This window comes from Azospirillum sp. B4, from assembly GCF_000333275.1.
GTDB lineage: Bacteria > Pseudomonadota > Alphaproteobacteria > Azospirillales > Azospirillaceae > Nitrospirillum.
The window spans coordinates 1-3,208 of record NZ_BACU01000055.1; the positions used below are offsets into that span (position 1 = coordinate 1).

Sequence of the window (3,208 nt, forward strand, 5' to 3'; positions counted from 1 at the left end):
TTCACCAGCGTCTGGTACATGGTCGATGGCTACACCCGGCCCTTCCTGCGGACGGAGTACAACACCACCGTCGTGAACGCCCACCAGCTGGAGCTGGTGAACCTGAACCTGACGGCGACCTACACGCTGGGGCGCGATATTGACGTCGGTGAAGTCGCCAGCACGGCCGGCTTGTGGGCGACGGCCACCGGCTTCCTGCCCATCGGCTTCAGCATCAGCGGCAACAATGCCACCCCCGGCAGCTTCACCGGCACGCTGAACGGCCAGGGGCACGCCGTCAACAACCTGGTCATGACCAACGCCACGGCCAGCAACATGGCGCTGTTCAGCGCCATCGGCACCGGCGGCGTGGTGCAGAGCGTGGGTGTCTACAACGGCACGGTGGTGGGCGGCGGCGGCAACGTGGCGCTGTTGGCCGGCAGCAACGCCGGCACCATCTCCAGCGCCTATGCCACCGGCACCGTCACGGCCGGCGGCGGTGCCCAGTACGTGGGCGGGCTGGTCGGTGGCAACACCGGCACCATCAGCGTGGCCTATGCCACGGCCGATGTCACCGCCGGCGCCACCGTGGCGGACGTGGGCGGGCTGGTGGGATACAATGTCGGCCGGATCTCTGTTGCCTATGCCAGCGGCAGCGTCACGGCGGGGACGGGTGCCGGGGCCGTCGGGGCGTTCGCCGGCGGCAATGATGGCGTGATCGCTGGCGCCTATTGGGATGGTTCCAGCAGCGGTCAGACCGTGGGCTATGGCGGCGGGACGGGGACGTTCAGCGCCACCAACGTCAGCGGCACGGCGGCCTATGCGTCGGCCACCTATACCAGCTTAGACCTCACCAACACCTGGTACATGGTCGGCGGCTACACCCGCCCGCTGCTGCGCATGGAATATGCCACCGTCATCGGCAACGCCCATGAGTTGCAGCTGGTCAACCTGGCCATGACGGCCAACTATGTCCTGGGCGCCAACATCACGATGAGCGAGCTGGCGCAGGCCGGTGGCCTGTGGAGTTCCGCCGGCTTCGCGCCCCTGGGCCTTAATACTGCCAATGCGAACAACAGCCCGACCCTGTTCAACGGCACGTTCGATGGCTTTGGCCACAGCATCGTCGGCCTCACCATCAACAACACCGTTTCCAACAATGTCGGCCTGATCAGCTACAACAATGGCACCATCCGCAATTTGAGCGTGCTGGGCGCCCGCATCAACGTCGATGGGCCCAACGACGTCGGCATCGTCGCGGGCGAAAGCGTCGCGACCGTCAGCAACGTCTATGCCAGTGGTACCCTCATCGCCTCCGGCGCGGTCTCCTACATGGGCGGCCTGTTCGGGTTCATGAGCGGCACCGTGGTGAACAGCGGTGCCGCCGTCACCCTGCAGGTGGGATTCGCCGCGCAGCAGGTGGGCGGCCTGGTCGGCATCAATTCCGGCTTCCTGTCCGGCAGCTTCGCCACCGGCTCCATCTCCGCCGGCAGCGGCGTGCTGAACATCGGCGGCCTGGTGGGCCAGGTCGCGGGCACGGTCAGCAACAGCTACGCCATGGTCAACGTCTCCGTGGCCAGCGGCACCGCCGGCGGCACGGCCATTGGCGGGCTGGCGGGCGTCAACCAGGGGTTGATCGCCAACAGCTATTCCACCGGCAGTGTCACGGCGGGCCCGTCTGCGGTTTCCGTTGGGGCTTTCCTGGGCGACAATCAGAACGCCGTGACCACCAGCTATTGGGACACGACCACGTCGGGCATGACGGTCGGCATCGGTGGCGGCACGGGCACGGCCGCGGACGCCACCGGCTTGGCCACCACCGCCTGGCTGACCAGCGGACCCATCGCGCAGTCCGTGTTCAGCACGACGGATTGGTTCAACGGCTCACCCTATCCGCTGCTGAAGGCGCTGCCCTACATCGTGATCGTTGGTTCGGGCAGCGCTGTCTATGGCGCCGCCACCGTCACGGCCACCACCACCAGCGCCTATGATCAGCTGGGCCGCAGCGTGGGCAGCGGCCTATCCGCGTCCGGCATGGTCTGGACCACGAGCGAGGCTCGCTCCGCTGTTGGCTCCTACAGCCTGCTCGGCCTGGGTGGTGTCAGCTATTCCGGTGGCGTCTACCAGTTCTCGTCCTCCGGCACGCTGACGGTAACCCCCGCCAGCCTGACCATCACGGCCAGCGGGGCGAGCAAGACCTACGGCTCCAGCCTTAGCCTGACGGGGTACAGCAGCAGCGGCCTGGTGAACGGCGACAGCATCAGTGCGGTGACGCTGGCCAGCAGCGGCATCGGCACGGCCGCGTCGGTGGGCAGCTACAGCGTTGTGGCCAGCGGCGCCACGGGTACAGGCCTCAGCAACTACTCGGTGAGCTACGCCGACGGCACGCTGACGGTGACCCCGGCGGCGCTGACGATCACGGCCAGCGGCGCCACCAAGACCTATGGCACCAGCCTCAGCCTGACGGGGTACAGCAGCAGCGGCCTGGTGAACGGCGACAGCATCAGTGCGGTGACGCTGGCCAGTTCCGGCAGCGGCACGGCGGCGTCGGTGGGCAGCTACAGCGTTGTGGCCAGCGGGGCCACGGGCACGGGTCTCAGCAACTACTCGGTGAGCTACGCCGCTGGCACGCTGACGGTGACCCCGGCGGCGCTGACCATCACGGCCAGCGGGGCGAGCAAGACCTACGGCGCCAGCGCCAGCCTGACGGGGTACAGCAGCAGCGGCCTGGTGAACGGCGACAGCATTGCGGCCGTGACCTTGGCGTCCAGCGGGTCCGGCACGGTGGCCTCGGTGGGCAGCTACAGCGTTGTGGCCAGCGGCGCGACGGGCGCGGGGCTCAGCAATTATTCGGTGAGCTACGCCGACGGCACGCTGACGGTGAATCCCGCCAGCCTGACGATCACCGCCAGCGGTGCCACCAAGACCTACGGCGCCAGCGCCAGCCTGACGGGCTATAGCAGCAGCGGCCTGGTGAATGGCGACAGCATCGCGGCCGTGACCTTGGCCAGCAGCGGCGGTGGCACGGCGGCGTCGGTGGGCAGCTACAGCGTTGTGGCCAGCGGGGCTACGGGCACCGGCCTGAGCAACTACTCGGTAAGCTATGCCGACGGCACGCTGACGGTGAATCCCGCCAGCCTGACGATCACGGCCAGCGGGGCGAGCAAGACCTACGGCGCCAGCGCCAGCCTGACGGGGTACAGCAGCAGCGGCCTGGTGAATGGCGACA

Annotated in this window: 1 protein-coding gene; it reads left to right on the plus strand. The window is 68.0% G+C overall.

What is annotated here, in order from left to right:
* Positions 1-3,208, plus strand: a 3,208-nt coding sequence (locus I55_RS36750; protein WP_044558854.1) for an S-layer family protein, incomplete at both ends; no start/stop codon positions are given.